Genomic DNA, 17,379 nt, shown 5'->3' with positions numbered 1-17,379 from the left:
CTATGCCTCTTTTTGGCACGGATGGTGTGCGGGGGTTGGCCAATGGCACCCTCACCGCCGAGTTGGCGCTTTCCCTGGCCCAGGCGACTGCGGTCGTTCTGGGCCAGGGGCGTATTGCCGACGCACGTCGTGCGGCCGGTAAGCGTATTACCGCTGTTGTGGCTCGTGACCCTCGGGTTTCGGGACATTTTTTGAGTGCTGCTGTTGAGGCGGGGCTGGCTTCGTCGGGTGTTGATGTGCTCGACGCTGGTACGTTGCCCACTCCGGCGGCCGCTTTTCTTATTGCCGATATCGATGCCGATTTCGGTGTGATGATTTCTGCTTCACATAATCCTGCGCCCGATAATGGGATCAAGATTTTTGCGCGCGGCGGCAAGAAGTTGCCCGATGCTGTTGAGGCTCGTATTGAGCAGGCTATGTCGGGTCCGAAGCTGATGCCGACGGGTGCTGATGTGGGGCGGGTGCAGCGTTTTGCCGACGCCGAAGACCGCTATGTGATGCATTTGTTGTCGTCGTTGCCGCACCGGCTTGATGGCGTTCATGTTGTGCTCGATTGCGCGAATGGTGCGGCTTCTGGTGCTTCACCCGAGGTTTTTCGTGCCGCGGGTGCAAAGGTGACTGTTATTGGTGCTGAGCCCGACGGGATCAACATCAATGATGGTGTGGGTTCGACTCACATGCAGAAGCTGTCTGCCGAGGTTGTGCGTGTCGGCGCAGATCTGGGTATTGCACATGATGGCGACGCCGATCGGTGTTTGGCTGTTGATGCTGCTGGCCGTGTGGTGGGTGGCGACGAGATTATGGCGATTCTTGCTGTGGCCATGAAAGAGCGTGGCCGTTTGCATGAAGACACCCTTGTAGCAACGGTTATGAGCAACTTGGGGCTGCATTTGGCGATGCGTAAGCATGGCATTAATGTGCGCCAGACGGCTGTTGGCGACCGCTATGTGCTCGAGGGCATGAATGCCGGTAACTTTTCTTTGGGCGGCGAGCAGTCGGGCCACGTGATTATGAGCGAGTTCGCCACAACAGGTGATGGCTTGCTTACGGGGCTCCATTTGGCTGCCGAGGTGGCGCGGCAGGATAAGTCTCTTGCCGAGCTCGCGTCGGTGATGACGGTTTACCCGCAGGTGCTGGTGAATGTGCCCGATGTTGACCGCGACAGTGTTGACACGAATGAGGCCGTTAAGGCCGAGGTGCGGGCTGTTGCCGACGAACTGGGTGACACGGGCCGTGTGCTGCTTCGTGCTTCAGGTACCGAGCCGCTTGTTCGTGTGATGGTCGAGGCCCCGGATGCTACATCGGCGCAGCACTACGCTGACCGCCTCGCCGAAGTCGTTAAGAAAGAACTATCCTGTAACTAAGGAAGGGTTTCGACGATCAGGAGCGCTCTCTGCTGGCCTCAGCCGATTCTGTAGTCGAGTAATACTATACTTTTGGGGACTGTCTATGGTTGATGGAGAGCAACTGTGTCGTGTGCATAAACACGTATTAACGATTACGGTGCATGCTAACGACCACTAACCAGAATTCTGAGGGCATCATGTCGTGGGTGGCGATATCAAACGGCGCATTAGCTTTGGAAGACTCAGGGATTATGGGGTCAGAGTATAGCTTGCTCGTATTGCCGACCAAGCCGAGCCCACCGCTTGCTCTGAACGATCTCGGCGCGAAGTCCTGGCTACAGCTCTTGGAACCCCGGACACCAGATCAACGGGTAGGCGATGAGGAACGTGTGCTCTTAGAAGAGATGAGAGAAGTTGGCCTCGTTAGTGATAACTCTGACAATTCGGCGCGAGTCAAGGAAGTTGCTAAGCCGTGGTTAGCCTCACCGATCCATGAACTAGTGTACGCGTTGATTGCACGGGTAGCTGAAGAACGAGCTATCCCCTATTTTTTCATCAAAGGACCGATGCTGAGCGAATACGGATTACGAGTTAAGAGCCATTCCGCTGACGTCGATGTCTGGGTAGAGCAGTCAGCAGTCGAAGAGCTTCGTTCAGCATTAGAAGCCTGGGGATGGTCGCTTCAGCCAAATGCTTGGAACGGAACTGATGTAAATCACTCAGTTACTCTAGAACCTGGTCTTTGGGGTTGCGAAATTGATATACATCGACGAATGCCGGGTATGACTGAAGTCGACTCGTTAGTATTCAGCAGCTTATATGCTCATACACGTAAGCGGGTTTTTGCGGGGGTCGAATGTAACGTTCTTGATCGAAAATCTGCTGCCTTAGTGTACTGCATGCATCTTGTACGACCAGAAATCGGGCGTGTGGCAAACGAGACGACTGGAAATATCGTTGCGAATGCTTTAAGCGCCGCTGGGTTGGGCGTGGTGGATATCGCCAAGGAAGTGGGCGCCGTGACCGTTCTGAGAGACAGCTTAGAAACAGCCTTTCCGTTAGCGACGCTGGACGTAAGTGATGGGACTCCGCGGGACTGGGCGTGGCGTACCAAGAGAACGAAACTAACCGCCTATTGCGCTGCTCTTAGGACTCTTCCATTTAGGCAGCGGGGTGGAGTAATTCTGCAACTTATTTGGCCATCGAAGGAAGCTGCTTTACGATCCGAGAAGCTTTCGGGTGGAAGAACGCATAACAGCACTCTTGCCAGAATCAAGCGGTTGTTTCGAGCAACATAAAGAAATGCCGATAAGCGACGGTCAATAGATTACTTCAGTCAATTTCGAATGAGCTTTTTTCGGGTAGCAGAGAAGAAAAAGCGGCTAAAAGCTCATGGCGGGCCCTGTCAACATCAGAAATATCTCCGTCGTTTATACATAACATTTTATACCGGCCGGAGCTGACTGCTGAAGTTATTGTGTCCAGGTTTTCTTCAGTATGTACCAAATACTTTCCATAATGCTTGATAGAAGACGGTGCAAAATAACCCGAGCAGATGTTCCACCAAACTAGCAAGAACGGGTTGACGTCGGATAGGCTCCGAAATTTTGAGTGGGATGTTTGGCTCAACGTCTCGTTTTCGACCTGCCAGATGTGCTCCGCAGTCGAACGAAGCATCGGTAAGGGTAGGTGGTGATTATGGAATCCGGTAAAACGCTTCCATGGAAGCAGCGCCAAGTTCTGCAAGGCAGCTGCGCCGTACTTTAGAGAAAGCCAATTCCACCATGATTGAACGAACGACTTCTGCTTCGAAAAATTTCTGTTCAGCACTTCGAGATTGTTCAGCATTGCATGATGGAAGTTGTTACCTATGCTTAAAGTTGTTGAGATCGCGAATGCGCGCGGCTTAGCTCGGTAAAAAAAATGATCCTCCGTAACCGGTGCTGTAATGAACATGTCGTCATTAAAATAAACAAAATGCTCGGATATCCCAGGGAGTCTATGGAGATTCAATTCTATTGCCCGGGAATTAAATGTGGGCAAGTAGGGGGCAGGTATAAACTGGGCGTGCCGCACTACCTCGACTTTTGGATGAAGGGTATTAAGCCAGCTTGGCACTGGATTTTCTGTAACAAGAAACACTTTCCGTACCCAAGGCGCGAATAGATCAACACCGCGGAACCAATAACGTAGTAGTCCCCAATCTCGGAAACGGATCTCTGACACCGCTTCAGGATCTACCGGTACTGAGCGGTAGCTGTCTCGAAGTCTACGCCAGTCGTCGTCAGTGTCATCGACCCACGTAATAACGAAGTCTATCGGTGGCGTTGTTGTGTTCATTGTTGCTCCAACGGAAGCGTTGCTTCGGCAATCCAACTCGCTCATTGTTACGATGGATACTTATAGTTTACGTATGCTGGCGAGCGATGCTTCGTTCTCTAGGGGGCCAGCGTCGTTCTTAGTATGGGGGTAAGAAGGTGCGGGTCGCAAAAAAGCCGGGTGAAAAGCTCGTACTTGTTTGGCGGTGGAGCATTCTGCCGGGTTCCGAAACATTTATTCGGAACCAAGTTGATTCACTGCAGACTTGGGGCGCACGCTTGCTCGGGGCTCGCCGCACAGAGTCCACATTGAGTCGTGATGATGACATCGTGTTATACGGCGAGTCAAGGCGTGCAAGGGCTCGTAGGAGGTTGTTTCAACTCACGGACTACTCACAGACCCTCGCAAAGGAAATTGTTCGAAGTGAACCGAACGTGATCCATGCACACTTTGCGACGGACGGAATACGTCTGATGCGAATCGCGAAGCGGCTGTCTATTCCCCTCGTGGTCACTCTTCATGGTGCTGACATCACGTCTAAACCGAGCCGGAAAGGCGTAGTCGGCTGGCGCTATCGTGCGCGGCTGCGCGCTCTTTTCAAGAGTGATGTCGAACTAATCGCCGTGTCCAGTTTTATCCGTGCACAGGCCATACTTAAAGGGGCCCAGCCAGATCGGATTTCTGTACACTACATCGGTATCCCATTACCGCTCGCACAGGAGTATCCACGGAATCAAGATCGCCGACGTTGGGATATCGTGTTTGTCGGTCGACTCGTCGAAAAAAAGGGCGTGTCAGACCTACTTGCCGCAGCCGCGCTGATTAAACGACAAGAGCCTATCAAGATCGTAGTCGTTGGTGACGGCCCGCTCCGTGAAGATCTCGAGAACCGTGCCCGAGAGCACCGACATGAAATTACCTTCTTAGGTTCCTTGTCGCCAGAACAAGTGGCGGGCATTATGCAGCAGGCGCGGATATTTGTGGGTCCGTCCAAGACGGCCAAAAACCGGGACGCGGAAGGCTTCGGAATGGTCTTCTTAGAGGCAGCTGCTGCGGGCCTGCCGGTCGTGGCATACGGCCACGGCGGCGTCGTTGAAGCAGTGGAACACAATCACAGTGGATTCCTCGCTCCTGAGGGCGACGTCGAATCATTATCAAGATACATTCAAGTTCTACTAGACGACCCTGAACGGGCCGCAAGTATGGGCAACTATGGACGAGAACGCGTCGTTCGAGACTTCGACATTAATAAGCAAACGCAGAAGCTCGAATCTATATATGACTCTATATACACTCGGAACGTAATGTGAATACGCCGGCTGACGTGGACTTCGTGGTCACTTGGGTTAATAGTGAGGACACGGATCTATTAAAAAGACGCAATCGAGCTAGAAGTCAGTGGCAAGTGGACGGGACAGCTAACGCGGGGGATGAACGTTACCGAGACTGGAATCTGCTGAAATATTGGTTTCGATCGGTAGAGCAATATTGTCCCTGGGTGCGGAAGATATATTTCCTGCATGCCGGCGCTGCGCCAAACTGGTTAAACAGGACTCATCCGAAGGTTGAACTTATAGCCCAGGATGAATTTCATCCAGGGCCTAGCGAGACCTATAATTCGCATGCAATCGAGGCGAAATTACACTTACTGCCAAACTTAAGCGAAAAATTTGTCTACTTTAACGACGATTTTTTCATATGTAAGCCACTCGCGCCTGAATTCTTCTTCCCCGACGGCAAGCCCTATGGTGTGAATGTGCCAACTCTCCTTGCAGATGGTGACGACCGAGCGCACGCCATGTTGAACGCTGCTGGGCTAATAAATAAGCACTTTGAGAGAAGTGAATATTGGCGGCAACTCGTTCAGCGTACTATCCGACTTTCATCCGGAGCGATGCTGGCAAGAGTCCCTCTCTACTTCGCGTCATCGAAGATTCCTCCGGTGACTGATCATCATGTGGCAAGCCCGCTCTTAAAGTCTGTAGTCGAGACTGCATTTCTGAAGGAGTCCGCGACGCTCGAATATACGGCGCACGCAGTCTTCCGAAGTGCTTTAGACGTAGCGCCAATATATTACGCCACAATGTGGCATTTAGCCACCGGTCAATATACAGCCCGATCAAAAAGGGCCGTTGGGCAGTATTTCAGTGTCTCCACCGACTTGAACAGGATTATTACAGCAATCCACGATCAAAAAGCGCCGCAAATATGTATAAACGATGGCAGAATCTCTGACTTCAACAGCTCTCAGCAAGCCTTGGATAAAGCTTTTCGAACGGTTTTTCCTACCAAGTCATCATTCGAGATCGATTGGTGAAGCTGTTGATGATCGAAAAGTTACAGACACAGGAATGCCAGACCCCAATTCACAAAAGTGGCGCGGGCATTACCTCACGTGTGTTTTATATTGTTCTAATCGCAGTGACGTTTTCTTATACATCGCTGCCGGGGATTATCGTCCTGATTCGGAATGGTCGTACGGTTGATATTAGGAACTCGACGGGCACCATCGAAATTGTCGGTGCGGCGGCAACACTCCGGACTCTGCTCGGCTACTTAGTCCTGGCCTTTTGCCTGACGGTAGTGCTAATTCGATTACCTGCGATTTTTCGCCGAAACATTGACCTCAGAATACTAGTTCTAATAATCCCGCTGGCACTTATATTATTAGACATCGCCGCAACGGGACGCCCCAACCTGTCGGCAATCACTGTGATTTCTGTTGGGCTCGCGATTTGGTCGTTGAATATTTCCCAAGATTTCTTGAGATACATTGGTGCAGCGGCGGCCCTTATCGTATTTATTTGTTTAATGATGGCGGTTTCAACGGATAGAGCATGGCAGACCGAGGAAGAGAAGGGAATTCTCTTTGACGACGTACTAGCCGGACCGTTTTCTCAAATGAATGTGCTCGGAATTGCGCTTTCAGTTACGTTACCGTACGTCTCCCTTCTGAAGAGCTTAACGCTTCGCTTATTTTTTGTTCCTGGTGGCATAATCGTGCTGCTACTATCATCTAGCCGCACTTCTATTATTGCATTCGCGGCTGCTGCTGTGATCATGCTGGTGTGCGCTTCCGGACTACCAGCTGCACTTAAGAAGCTTACGTTTTGGCTGTTAATCGTCATCGGTGTCACCGTTGTCGTAGCACTTCCACTAACGACGACCGACCGAGAAGCGTTTACCCGTAGAGGTAATATTTGGATCAATGCTCTGGAATATGCGGAGGGATCGAAACTTCTTGGACGTGGTCTCAGAGTGTTTGGGATAAACGGCGAACTCTACGCGCACACACATTCCGCGGCTGCACATGGACATAACATGCTCGTGCATTACTTTCTCACGAGCGGTCTCCTCGGTGTGCTTGTGATAGGGGTGATGCTGTATCTGGTCGCACGCAATGCAGGCACCCTGATCTCAACTGTTCCCGCCATGTCGGCTTCGGTCGTCGTACTTGTTTTCTTAGGAATGACTGAGGTTCCTTTGCGTCTCGAGACTTTTGACGGGCCAGCATGGGCAACTTGGGTGGTCTTGTTCTCGATAGCATTTATTCGCAGAGACGACGCCCCAAGCGTCGAATTCACTGATGCTGAGGGACGGGGAGCTCGGGAATGATGAGCACTCGAAAGAGCATCATAAAGGGCGGAAGCTGGATCGGCGGCGCGACTGTAATACTCGCCGCCGTGCATTCAGTTCAGCTAATCCTACTGGCGCGGTTGCTTGTTCCCGCTGAGTATGGAGTAGTTTCGATACTTATGCTGGTGCTCTCGTTTGTGGAGCTCTTGATGCTGTCGGGGATAGCTAACGCTATTATTCAACGATCCGCGGCAACACGAAACGAACTGAGTTCACTTCACTGGTTGAATACTTCAGTTGGCGTAGTGTTGGGCGCTCTTCTAATGCTATTGTCGCCCGTAATTGCGCGTTATTTTGATGCTCCTGAATCCATCACGCCGCTGATGATTCTTAGCTTGGCGGTCCCGCTGAATTCACAAACGCACGTAAAACGCGCCTGCATGGAAAAGACGATGGCGTTTCGTGAAGTCGCTACGATCGAGCTAACTGCCGGGCTCATGCAGTCGGCCGCACTTATTCTTGGTGCAGGCATTTGCGGAGTTCGCGGAGTGGCAATTGGACTGGTGCTCGGGTTCGGCTTGCGCGCTCTACTTTTTCACATGATTGGTAGGCGCTACGTTAAGCTTCGATTCCACTTTCGATATGCTGATACAACCAGGTTTCTGTCCTTCGGCGTTTATCAGATGCTAAATTCGTTTGTTGGCTTTATCGATGGATCACTGGCTTCTTTGGTAGTGGGACGCGCGCTGTCAGTCGCCAGTCTTGGGGGGTATACTCTTGCCTACAATGTTTCCGTGAATATTCCGGGAAAAATTAACCCGATAATTACGCGCGTGATGTATCCAGTCTTGGCAAAGACTGGTGACGATGCGGGGAAATTCTCTCGTATCGTATTGCTGCTGATAAAGACTACCGGACTGTTGAGTTCACCTCTTTTGGTGTCGTTATGCGTTACGGCACCGATTGTTGTTCCTATGATTTTTGGTGAACCATGGCGTTGGACGTCTGTCCTGGTTCAGATACTTGCTGTTGCAGGCATCTGTCGCGCAATTAACAATCCAATTGGTATTATTATCATGGCAAAGGATCGGCAGCGCCTTGGACTTGTGATCAATATTTTTAAGACCGTATTCTCCCTAGTTATTATGCTGACCATGGTTTCACATTTGGGCGTAATGGGAGCAGCGTTTAGCATTGTGCTGCTGGGATTTGTGACTATGGCTACAAATATCGTTCTTGTGCGTCGTCTTGCTTCTGTGAGGTGGCGCGATGCACTCTCGTCACACCTCATTCCGATCGCGCTATGTATTCCTGCGTCGGCGGTAGGATTTGGTGTTTACAGACTCGCGCTTGAGGGTTTGGGAGGCGTTTCGACTGCAATCGTGTGCACGGTGCTGGTGTTTGCAACATATTTCGGGGTCGCTCGTATCTTTCGAGTCGATGTAGTGATTGCGGCATTTCGGGGGCTCCGGGAGAAGCTCACAGATGGCGCCCAGTCTTTTAAATACGCGAGGAAGTGATGCGTGGATGCGTGTAGCTGTGGTGGCACCAAGAGCTGAACGTCTCGACGGTACGGGTGGAGCGGTCGCGACTTGGATCACGGAAGTACAGGCCCACTCATCATGGCGCGTCCTCGGTTCTGCCGTTTCGGCTCGAGATGGCTGGTATCAGCCGCATGCCATGATCAAGCGGGTAAATGCTTTGTTGACTTTCATCGCAAGGCTTTTATCCCATGTTACGTCTGTACCTGAGAGCAGGATCCATGCGCGACTATGGCTGCGTGATCGACTTTATGTCCTTTGCCACTGGCCTTACCTTCGTGGCGCTGACATCGTTTACGTTCATAATCGGCCGGAATATTGCCAGATACTTCGTCGGTTGGGTTACAAAGGTCGTTTGTTGCTTCATATGCATAATGACCCGCGGCCGTATTTTCATAATATAACCAATAACGATATTCAATCCATCGAGCGTTTTATATTTTGCAGCCGATTCATACGCGATATCGGAGTCACGCACTTAGGTCTACCTGAGAAGAGATGTTCCGTTGTCTACAACGGCGTGCGTTCCCATACGCCAACTCCAGCGCCTATGAGTCCTCAAATTCTGTTTGCTGGTCGCTTGATACCTGGGAAAGCGCCTGATTCGGCTATACGCCTGGCATCTCAACTGCGGGATCTAGGCGTCGCTGCGTCGCTTACTATAGTCGGAGGCGTAGCGACAGGTACCGCTGGTGGCGATTCGGAGTTTGCAGCGTCTCTCAGGCGTCAAGCAGATAGCCTAAACGTACGATGGGGCGAAGAAGTGGTGCGTTTCGTTGGTCCGCTCGGTCTGGATCAGGTGCTAACGCTAATGGAGGACTATCCGATTATCATCGTTCCATCGACAGAGATTGAGGCATTCGGCATGGTTCTCGCTGAGGGCATCAGTCGCGGAGCAGTGCCCTTAGCTCCAGATAATGGCGGAATGTCGGAGATCCTAGAAGTCGCTGGATATTTTCCGGTGGTAAATCAAGAGTACGTTGAAAGAGCTCTGTCGGTGCTTATGGGGTCGAGTTTAGCTGCTCGTAGGAGGGCGGCCGAAGATGTACTCCGTGAATTTAGTTGGGAGCAAATACGAGCCGACTACCTATCTGTTCTGAGACTTCTCGGATAAGAAATACGCCGAGCCGCGGCCGGATCCTTCAACGCGTGTAAATTGTTTTGAGCATCTGGGCGTAGGCGTCAATGCTGAAGTCGGCGGGTTCCAGTATGTAATTCGGATATTGGGCGTGGAGTGCGGACTCCACAGCATTTCTGATTTCATTCGGCTTCGTAGGGTCGTAGGAGTTTACGTTTGCTGCTAGCGATGCCATTTCGTAAACACCGCCAATTTTGGGAACAACGAGGGAAAGGCCGCGTTGTGCGGCCTCGATGAGCGCAATGGGAGCATTTTCGAGCCATGTCGACGGATAAACTAATGCTCGATGCTTCGACAGTATTTCAGGAACGTCTGCATGAGCAACGTGTCCGTGGACGTTGACTTTCACGTACTCGCACGTTAGCCCTATTTCGTTTAGCCGCGAGCGCTCAGGGCCGTCTCCATAGATATCCAAGCTGCATTGGTATCTTTCTGCTTCGAGCGCCTGAATGAACTCTGCAAGGCCTTTCTCCGCATGTAAACGAGTCAACGCGACAAGACCTTCTCCGGGGCTGCCCGTCGGTGGCCCGACGTCTACAGGGTTGCGTACCAGATAGATGGGGGCGCGAATACCCCAGTTTATAAACGTCTCTTTGATTAACTCACTAGGAGTAATAATTCGATCGAAAACACGATCCAATTTCAAAACAGTGTACGCGAGGAAGTGCTGTAGAGCCTTCATAGACGAATGTACACGGGAGCGTCGATCGAAAGAGTGATACCACTTGATGCCTCGCTGAAGGGAAGAGTAATTTACCGGTTGACCGTTCTTAAAATACTGAAGGCCGCTGTTTGGGCATATAAGGTGGTAATCGTGCGCGGTAAACACGACACGAACGTTGGGATTTGAATTTTTATACCGCGATATTGCCCAAAGAATGCTGGGAGACAGATAGTGATAATAGTTGTGAACATGGATTACGCGGGGTGTATGCTGTCTTAGTTCTCGTCGGACCTTGAGCAAGTTACGAATCGAAAATACGTATGACGCAGGATTCCGAGACATATTCGATGTGATCGATCGCGTTCTATAGCCGAGACTCTGCGTGACGTTGCGGGATGTCTCGAACATGACCTCGGCACCGCCGCCCCATGGCGCAGACATGCCAAAGTCAGCGATATGTATACAAGTTTCGTTACTGCTCGTCATTGTTGTCCACAACGGCGCTTTTTCGTATGAACGTGACTACTTCATCATGCCAGCGACCAGCTTGCTTCTCGATTACAGAGAGGTTCTCTTTGCACCGGACTTCAAATTCATGTGGGCTCATAGTGACAGCTTCCATCGCGCGAGACGTGCCTGCACTAGTATTACCGGACTCAAACGTCATGACCCCCGTACTTATTTGTGCCATATGGGGCATCAAGCCGACATCACTTACGATCAAGAGCGCTCCCTGTGACATCGCTTCCTGGGCAGTGAGGCAGGCGGCTTCGTGTCGAGAGGGGACTATGAATATATCCCCGGGTGCTATCCAGTCGGCGGTCTTCGGGCTGTCAGTTAACCAAGGTTGGAGACGTTCACGTAGATAGTGCTCGTATTTGGTGTTATCGCTGAAACCTGTTCCCAAGGCAACAGAGCAGTCAATACCCATGTTGGACAACTGTTTAAATATGTCCGGGAGCAAATCGAGGCCCTTTTCATGGTCCGGTCGACCGAATGCTTTGGCCTTATTCGTTCGCTCAATCACGCCGTTGTGTGAGGCGAATCGAAGTGGTCTGTTTAAGCTCAGCCAGCCAGGCGAAAATGCGCGTGGGGCAATCTTTTTTAAACCGGGCTCAACAACTATGGCATGGTTAAACATACGAGCGAGCAACGGGGTTGCGAGACGAGCAGCCACTCGCGCGGGGTAGTTATGGATGATGGCAATAGTCACTACAGTGTAGCCGGTACGTCTCAGACGAAATGCACTACGTAAAGTTTCGGGCATACCCGAGTTTGCGTTGCAAACAAGCACGACTGATTTGTGCGGATTCGATTGTTCGAACTCCCACAGACTATGGTGCTGTTTAACCTCCGATGGGACCCGAAGCTGCTTCAAGCCGATTTCCGGCATAACTACATGGATATCCTCAGTTGGCAGAAAGCGCGGCATCAAGTCTTCTAGAACGACCTGTCCGCCACCTCGAGCATACTTGGAGTCGTAAAATACGATGCTCGTCGATGTTTTCATTTTCCCCATTAGTTGGCCACAAACCTCTGTATCTTGTTGTGGAAAGTCAATTTCGAGAATCTACTTGTGGATTCATGCCTATCAAATGGATCAAGACCAATTGCCTTCTTGACCGCTTCCGATAGATCTTGCGGTGAAGTGCTGTTCGCGGTAACTCCGGTGATGCCATCGTAGTATGTTTCCATTTGTCCGCCGAGTGGGCCGGTCACCACGGGAGTTCCGCAAGCCTGAGCTTCGACAGGCATTATGCCGAAGTCCTCAACTGCGGGGAACACAAAGGCTAGAGCCGCTTGCATTATTGCATATAACAAGCTGTTTGACGGGGCTATAACAAGAGTGACCGGGACCTTTGCCGCCTTTGCCAAATCCGACAAATGCTGAACATCCGGGCCGTTCCCTGCGAGGACAACGGGGATGCCAAGTATTTCGCCGGTCTTGATCACTAGGTCAAGCCGTTTGTACGAAACAAATCGAGAGGCCCCCATGACGTAAGACGGAGGGAGGTTAGCTAACACCTCGTACTCATCATTATCAGTGACACGGCTGAGCCAGTCATCGGTGCTCAAAATCGTGTCTACTGCGACGGGAGGATAAATGACCTCCGAATCAACGTTCCAAACATCTTGAATTCGATCGCGAATGAACATACTGTTTGCAGCGATCTTGGTTGCCTCAGCAGCTCGTCGACGATCGACCGAGCGCAGTGCAGGAGACAAGGATCGGGCGCCCAGGGACCGGCCTCTTCCGTCGAGATCGGGACGCCAGATGTACCGGGCCGGCGTATGAGCATATACGTATTTTGGGATCGATTGGTCTTTGAGCTGAACATGATGGGCAAATAAGTGGGAACTCACGAGCATCCACTCGTAGCGCTTATCAAGTTGAATGTTCCGCCACGCTCGGAGCATGAATGGCAGCGCCAGTGCTTTCTTCTTACGTAGAGGAGTGTGTGACAGCCATGATTGGATAACTTTGCGATCTGCGAAGCGTCCTGGGGCATCGTCCCATAGACATAAAATATCTGACTCTGAGAAAACTTCGCTGAAGGATTCGAGTACATTTTCAGCGCCACCAGTTGCCTCAATCCATTCGTGAACAAGCAACCCGCTCATTTATCTGCGCCCCATACCAAAGTATTGCCAGCCACAAGAGATCCAGTCTCCGGGTGTCAAGGCATTCCTGCAATCTACGATGATACGGCCATCTGTTAGATCCGAAACTTGCTCCGGGTCGAGTTGACCGCGGTACTCATCCCATTCGGTCGCGACCACGATCACATCTGCGTTTTGGATCGCAAGATCGCGGGATTGTTCAAAGGTGAGTTGGGGTGCGCCCTTGCGCGCCTTATCGATTGCTACAGGATCGGTTACGATGACGTCTGCTCCCTTGTTATGCAACCGAATGGCTACTTCGAGTGCGGGAGAGTCTCTGATGTCATCACTATGGGGTTTAAACGATGCACCCAGGACGGCGACCCGTTTATTCCTGACTTCGCCACCGAGCGCTTGCGTTACCATATTTACGACATGCGTTCTTCTCCGCTGGTTGATCAGATCGACTTCTTTGAGGAAATTCAAGCTTTCCCCAACTCCTAGCTGGTCGGCTGTCGCGATAAATGCTCGAATGTCTTTGGGGAGGCAGCCGCCCCCGAAGCCAATTCCGGCACCCAAGAATTTTCGGCCTATGCGGGTGTCATGCCCAAGAGCATCAGCCAGCTGTACGACATCGGCGCCGACTGCATCCGATATTTCTGCCATTGCGTTAATAAACGATATCTTCGTTGCTAAGAAAGCGTTTGCCGCGACCTTTACTAACTCTGCAGTCGCGAAGTCGGTCTCTATATAAGGCGTACCTGTAGTAATCTGCCGCTGATAGATCTGTCGCACGACTTGAGCGGCAGACTTGTCTTCCGTAGACGCGCCCGTTCCGACAACAATTCTGTCCGGAAGTATAGTGTCTCGGACAGCCCATCCCTCACGTAAAAACTCCGGATTCCATACTAACCGCGCTCCTGTGGGACGTATCATTGTTGCTAGTTTTTGTGCGGTGCCAACGGGGACAGTCGACTTCCCTATGATTATGGATTCCGCGGTCAGCAGTGGAATGAGACTGTTGACCGCGGCATAGACTTGTGTCAAGTCGGCGGCAGTTCCATTTTCTTTCTGGGGCGTTCCTACAGTCAGGAAGTGCACTGTCGACGTTTCCAAGTCCTTGACGTCGGTGGTGAAGGTCAGTTTTCCAGACGATAGTCCCTCGGTTAAAAGGTCTTCCAACTCGGGTTCATAAAATGGTGCGGTGCCGCTAGATAGTGTGGCTATTCTGTCGACGCTGACGTCGAAACCCACGACTTCGTGTCCCATCGATGCCATCGCACATGCGTGCACAGCACCAAGGTAGCCGCAGCCGAGCACTGAAAGTTTCAAGAGTTCCCCTTAGTTGAGTTCAATGGAAATATTGCTAAAAGCAGAAAGTCGCACTTAGTGAGCCGTATTTCCAGGAAAGAAAACGGCGCGGAAAGTCTTCATTAGAATATTTAGGTCACCCGTTAGAGACCAGTTTTCTACGTAATATAGATCGAGACGTATCGCGTCTTCCCAGCTCAGAGAAGAGCGTCCGCTGACCTGCCAAAGGCCACTCATCCCGGGCTTTACGATCAGGCGTCGTCGTGCGGCCGAGTCGTATAGGGCTACTTCACCTTCTCGTTGAGGGCGGGGCCCAACCAAGCTCATTGAACCGACCAGAACGTTGAATAGCTGTGGGATCTCGTCGAGAGAGTACTTGCGCAAGACTCTTCCTACGCTGGTAACGCGTGGGTCATGGTCAATCTTGAAAAGGGGGGTGTCAGAGGTGCCCTGTTTCGCTAGCAGTGCATCGAGCTGACTGTCTGCATCGGCAACCATGGAACGGAACTTCAGCATTGTAAAGGGCTTGCCATTCATCCCGATTCGTTCTTGACCATACACGATGGGCCCTCGGCTCGACATCTTGACACTGGCTGCGATGATTAGGAGCAAGGGAGATAGTAGAAGTATCAGTGTGACGGACCCAATGATGTCCAGGGCGCGCTTTGCGATAACTTGTGGGCCGGTGTACTTCGGGGTCTCGACATGTACAAGAGGCAGGCCAGCGACCGGGCGCATATGGATTCTTGGTCCACCGATGTCGGTCAGGTTTGGTGCCATGATCAGGTGCTGTTGCCCTGCTTCAAGTTGCCAGCTGAGTTCTCGTACAGTTTCGGCTGCTAAGCCGCTTTCGCTGGATACCAGGACGGTATCGGCACCACTCACTTCTAGGGCCCTCATTAAGTTGTCGACGCCACCAAAAATAGGAATATCTGTTGGTCCGAGCGTGCTAGCACGTGAACCGTTAGGTACACAGGCGCCAACCACTAAATAGCCCGCCTCTGGTTGCCGAGACAACTCGGACATTATTCGGAGGTTCGCTGAAATATCACCGATTAATAAAACTCTAGAAACAAGATTGTTTTCTGCCCGTTGGCTTATTAGCCAGCGACGCCACAGCCAGCGAGTAGTGAACAGCGTAATTACTCCAAGCGGAAAACCGATCAATATATATCCGCGGGAGACGTCGGCCTGGGCAAGATAGGAGACAATCGCCACCAAGCCGAATAGTCGGAGCGCCCCGCTAATGATTGCACGATACTCGGCGCTGCCATAACCAACGACTCGAGGGCTGCGGGTGTCATATATTGACAGAGTGATCATCCAGCTGGCCGCAAGGAGTAGCGAGAGGCCAGTGTAATCCAAGTATGAAATTCCGACGACGTTCAAGCTATGCGTACCCAGCCATACAAACTGAGTCCCAAATACAACCGATAAAATCACGAGTAGATCTGTGATTATGAGCCGTTTGGCGTATCGATTTTGCCATGGGCGGCGATCCGCGGTCATGGCTGCGCCATTCAAAAGAGCCGAATCTGTGTCCACGTTAGACACCAAAATTTTCCCCCTGGTGATTACGTGCAAGTAAAGCAAAGCGTGGTGTAATGCGGCCGTTTCCCCGTGGCGGCCGTAAGAATCAAGAATAGCAGCAGCGGCTACGTCCTGTTAGCTCTGATTTCACCCCGTGTTAAAGAATGCAATCATAGTTTTCTCCTGGCCAAGGTACGTGCCAGCGGGTTGTAGTCATGGTCCGGCGCTACGTGCGACTAAGTTCGGCATCCACCAAAGATGGGCTATGGTCTACGTCGTGAAACAAAAGTCGGGCAGTTCTTTAGACCCGTACTCACGTCCACGAACCTGGCTCACGCTATATGTCGTGGCTCTGTCACTCATCGCCTTTTGGCCACGTCATGTTGATGAAGCCTTGTCGCCGTGGATACGTCGCGTCGTCAAGTACGTACCGCTGGTCACCTACGACCGCATTGAGTTCGCCGCCAACGTTGGTCTGTTCGTGCCGTTTGGTTTGCTCCTCGCGTTTATGCTCGTGCAGCACCGTTACCTGGTGCTGCCGATAGCTTTTATCGCCACTGTCACTATCGAATCGGTGCAAGAAGTGTTGCTCGACAACCGCACGTCAAGCATGCGCGACATCATCGCCAACACGGCGGGTGCTTGCATCGGGCTCGTGCTTGCCGTCGTCATCGAGACTGCACAACAACGCGCTAAACAGCGTCGAGCCACCCCTGATCAATAAGGGCGGCGCGCAGTGCTTCGCGGTTGCTGGTGTGCCGGCCCGAGAGCTTGCGGCGCACGTTCGCTAGGTGCACACGCACCGTATTAACGCTGATGCCAAGCTGCGCCGCAACGTGGTCGGGCGTAACGGTGTCGGCGGCAAAGTAGGCATCAATGACCTCACGTTCGCGGTGCGACAGATGCTCCACTGGATGCTCCAACGCCCGCGACCAGTGCTCCGCAAAACGATCACGCTCCCAGCGGTCACCGCTGATAGCCGAGCGAATCTGGCCCACCAGCATCCGCTGATCTTGCCGCACATCGCACGCATTCCACGCGCCCAAATGCATGGCAGCATCAAGCAGCTCACGCTGAGGGCGTGCACCGTCGTAAACAACAACAGTGCGCGAACCACGAGCCACGCTGGCGCGAATAAGACGCGGAATAATCTCGGCCGATTCATGCACAGCAAGCACAACACTCACCGTTGCATCGAGTGCATCATCAGCCGGATGACTCCACGCCACATTACGCGCTAACGCGCGCCCCAAAAAGACACTTAAAGCAGAACCCGCAAGACGGTGACTCGTAATAATGCGTACGGCCAACGCCCCGGTCCCCAACCGGGCATTCCCCATGCCGCTAGTATAA

Annotated in this window: 15 protein-coding genes; 8 read left to right on the top strand and 7 right to left on the bottom strand. The window is 52.0% G+C overall.

The annotated features are described in order from the left end of the window. Positions 1-2: 2 nt before the first annotated feature. Both glmM and ACQUSW_RS05445 read left to right on the top strand, forming a co-directional pair. Positions 3-1,364 (top strand): phosphoglucosamine mutase, encoded by a 1,362-nt coding sequence (gene glmM, locus ACQUSW_RS05450; RefSeq protein WP_428931215.1) that lies wholly within the window; start codon positions 3-5, stop codon positions 1,362-1,364. Positions 1,365-1,507: 143 nt separating this feature from the next. Next, positions 1,508-2,644 (top strand): nucleotidyltransferase family protein, encoded by a 1,137-nt coding sequence (locus ACQUSW_RS05445; RefSeq protein ID WP_428931214.1) that lies wholly within the window; start codon positions 1,508-1,510, stop codon positions 2,642-2,644. A gap of 34 nt (positions 2,645-2,678) precedes the next feature. Here ACQUSW_RS05445 and ACQUSW_RS05440 read toward each other — a convergent pair whose 3' ends face one another. Next, the gene (locus ACQUSW_RS05440) at positions 2,679-3,686 is read right to left on the bottom strand and encodes a Stealth CR1 domain-containing protein (RefSeq protein WP_428931213.1); all 1,008 of its coding nucleotides are present in this window, start codon (positions 3,684-3,686) and stop codon (positions 2,679-2,681) included. A gap of 137 nt (positions 3,687-3,823) precedes the next feature. Here ACQUSW_RS05440 and ACQUSW_RS05435 point away from each other — a divergent pair, with 137 nt between their 5' ends. From ACQUSW_RS05435 to ACQUSW_RS05415, 5 genes are read left to right on the top strand one after another with little or no spacing between them, the layout of a single operon-like run. Continuing rightward, entirely contained in the window at positions 3,824-4,975 is a 1,152-nt protein-coding gene (locus tag ACQUSW_RS05435) for a glycosyltransferase (protein WP_428931212.1), read from the top strand. After that, complete coding sequence (locus ACQUSW_RS05430; RefSeq protein WP_428931211.1) at positions 4,972-5,982, top strand: hypothetical protein; 1,011 nt, start codon at positions 4,972-4,974, stop codon at positions 5,980-5,982. The genes ACQUSW_RS05435 and ACQUSW_RS05430 overlap by 4 nt, the downstream gene beginning before the upstream one ends. 8 nt (positions 5,983-5,990) lie before the next feature. Continuing rightward, entirely contained in the window at positions 5,991-7,280 is a 1,290-nt protein-coding gene (locus tag ACQUSW_RS05425) for an O-antigen ligase family protein (protein ID WP_428931210.1), read from the top strand. After that, on the top strand, positions 7,277-8,761 hold the full coding sequence (locus ACQUSW_RS05420; RefSeq protein WP_428931209.1) for an MOP flippase family protein: 1,485 nt from the start codon (positions 7,277-7,279) through the stop codon (positions 8,759-8,761). Before ACQUSW_RS05425 ends, ACQUSW_RS05420 begins: the two co-directional genes overlap by 4 nt. Then, positions 8,727-9,896 carry a glycosyltransferase family 4 protein gene (locus ACQUSW_RS05415; protein WP_428931208.1) on the top strand — a complete coding sequence of 390 codons (1,170 nt, stop codon included), beginning with the start codon at positions 8,727-8,729 and terminating at the stop codon, positions 9,894-9,896. Before ACQUSW_RS05420 ends, ACQUSW_RS05415 begins: the two co-directional genes overlap by 35 nt. Positions 9,897-9,924: 28 nt before the next feature. On the opposite strand, the gene ACQUSW_RS05410 is transcribed toward ACQUSW_RS05415, so the two are convergent. The 5 genes from ACQUSW_RS05410 to ACQUSW_RS05390 form a co-directional block, all read right to left on the bottom strand. Continuing rightward, positions 9,925-10,992: a glycosyltransferase family 4 protein gene (locus ACQUSW_RS05410; protein WP_428931302.1), complete on the bottom strand. Its 1,068-nt coding sequence runs from the start codon at positions 10,990-10,992 to the stop codon at positions 9,925-9,927. 64 nt (positions 10,993-11,056) lie between these two features. Next, positions 11,057-12,094, bottom strand: coding sequence for a glycosyltransferase (locus tag ACQUSW_RS05405; RefSeq protein WP_428931207.1), 1,038 nt, complete (start codon positions 12,092-12,094; stop codon positions 11,057-11,059). 8 nt (positions 12,095-12,102) lie between these two features. After that, complete coding sequence (locus tag ACQUSW_RS05400; RefSeq protein ID WP_428931206.1) at positions 12,103-13,206, bottom strand: glycosyltransferase; 1,104 nt, start codon at positions 13,204-13,206, stop codon at positions 12,103-12,105. Continuing rightward, a complete protein-coding gene (locus ACQUSW_RS05395) occupies positions 13,207-14,517 on the bottom strand; it encodes a UDP-glucose dehydrogenase family protein (RefSeq protein WP_428931205.1) in 1,311 nt (436 codons plus the stop codon). Positions 14,518-14,571: 54 nt separating this feature from the next. Continuing rightward, positions 14,572-16,050: a sugar transferase gene (locus ACQUSW_RS05390; protein ID WP_428931204.1), complete on the bottom strand. Its 1,479-nt coding sequence runs from the start codon at positions 16,048-16,050 to the stop codon at positions 14,572-14,574. Positions 16,051-16,303: 253 nt separating this feature from the next. Here ACQUSW_RS05390 and ACQUSW_RS05385 point away from each other — a divergent pair, with 253 nt between their 5' ends. Continuing rightward, positions 16,304-16,750: a VanZ family protein gene (locus ACQUSW_RS05385; protein ID WP_428931203.1), complete on the top strand. Its 447-nt coding sequence runs from the start codon at positions 16,304-16,306 to the stop codon at positions 16,748-16,750. Here ACQUSW_RS05385 and ACQUSW_RS05380 read toward each other — a convergent pair. Continuing rightward, entirely contained in the window at positions 16,719-17,366 is a 648-nt protein-coding gene (locus ACQUSW_RS05380) for a helix-turn-helix transcriptional regulator (protein WP_428931202.1), read from the bottom strand. The genes ACQUSW_RS05385 and ACQUSW_RS05380 overlap by 32 nt on opposite strands. Between the last annotated feature and the right edge of the window lie 13 nt (positions 17,367-17,379).

Source organism: Microbacterium luticellae, from assembly GCF_050408645.1.
In the GTDB taxonomy this organism is placed as follows: Bacteria; Actinomycetota; Actinomycetes; order Actinomycetales; family Microbacteriaceae; genus Microbacterium.
This window is presented reverse-complemented; position numbering and strand designations above follow the sequence as displayed.

Bases quoted from the DNA above. Each gene is read 5' to 3' on its own strand.
- glmM (WP_428931215.1), top strand. From the start codon at position 3: ATGCCTCTTTTTGGCACGGATGGTGTGCGGGGGTTGGCCAATGGCACC.
- ACQUSW_RS05445 (WP_428931214.1), top strand. From the start codon at position 1,508: ATGCTAACGACCACTAACCAGAATTCTGAGGGCATCATGTCGTGGGTG.
- ACQUSW_RS05440 (WP_428931213.1), bottom strand. From the start codon at position 3,686: ATGAACACAACAACGCCACCGATAGACTTCGTTATTACGTGGGTCGAT.
- ACQUSW_RS05425 (WP_428931210.1), top strand. From the start codon at position 5,991: ATGATCGAAAAGTTACAGACACAGGAATGCCAGACCCCAATTCACAAA.
- ACQUSW_RS05420 (WP_428931209.1), top strand. From the start codon at position 7,277: ATGATGAGCACTCGAAAGAGCATCATAAAGGGCGGAAGCTGGATCGGC.
- ACQUSW_RS05415 (WP_428931208.1), top strand. From the start codon at position 8,727: ATGGCGCCCAGTCTTTTAAATACGCGAGGAAGTGATGCGTGGATGCGT.
- ACQUSW_RS05410 (WP_428931302.1), bottom strand. From the start codon at position 10,992: ATGTTCGAGACATCCCGCAACGTCACGCAGAGTCTCGGCTATAGAACG.
- ACQUSW_RS05405 (WP_428931207.1), bottom strand. From the start codon at position 12,094: ATGAAAACATCGACGAGCATCGTATTTTACGACTCCAAGTATGCTCGA.
- ACQUSW_RS05400 (WP_428931206.1), bottom strand. From the start codon at position 13,206: ATGAGCGGGTTGCTTGTTCACGAATGGATTGAGGCAACTGGTGGCGCT.
- ACQUSW_RS05380 (WP_428931202.1), bottom strand. From the start codon at position 17,366: ATGGGGAATGCCCGGTTGGGGACCGGGGCGTTGGCCGTACGCATTATT.